Annotated in this window: 1 protein-coding gene; it reads left to right on the forward strand. The window is 77.1% G+C overall.

Annotated elements, in window-relative coordinates:
• A partial coding sequence (locus ACFFNX_RS52245) for an AAA family ATPase (protein ID WP_378213928.1) occupies nucleotides 1-682 on the forward strand: 682 nt, incomplete at both ends.

Here is a 682-nt window from a genome sequence, read left to right on the forward strand (position 1 = left end):
CTGGTCGACGAACTGGGCACCGAGCCCGGCCCGCGCCTGCGCCTGCTGCACGAGGCGATCCTGCGGGGCGTCGGTCCGGCGGCCGAGGACACCGGGGCGTTCCCGCTCTGCCAGCTTCCCGCCGGCGCGCCGGACTTCACCGGGCGCGAGGACGAGGCGCGGGAGCTCGCCGCGATCCTCAACGACGCGTCGCCGGCGGCTCCGCCGCCCGTGGTCGTGGTCACCGGCGCCCCCGGCGTCGGCAAGTCCGCGTTCGCGCTCCACGTCTGCCACGCCCTCCGCCGGTCGTTCCCGGGAGGGCAGCTCTACTTCGACCTGTCCGGCCTGTCCGGCACGGGCGGCCAGCCGCGTGACCCCGGCGACGTGCTCGTCGAGGTGCTGCGCACGCTGGGCTTCACTGGCGCGGCGGTGCCGCGCACCCTGAGCGAGCGCGCCGCGCTCTTCCGCTCCTGCCTCGCCGACCGGCGGGTGCTCGTGCTGGTGGACGGGGCGACCGACGCCGCCCAGGTACGACCGCTGCTGCCCGCGACGCCGGGAAGCGCCACCGTGGTCACCAGCAGGTGGCAGCTCGCCGACCTGTCCGGGGCGCGCCACATCGAGCTGGACGTCTTCCGCCCCGGCGAGGCGGTCGAGCTGCTGGCCCGCATCGCGGGCCGCGAACGCGTCCGGCGCGAGCCCGACC

The sequence above is a fragment of the Actinoallomurus acaciae genome, assembly GCF_042429965.1.
Taxonomy (GTDB): domain Bacteria; phylum Actinomycetota; class Actinomycetes; order Streptosporangiales; family Streptosporangiaceae; genus Actinoallomurus; species Actinoallomurus acaciae.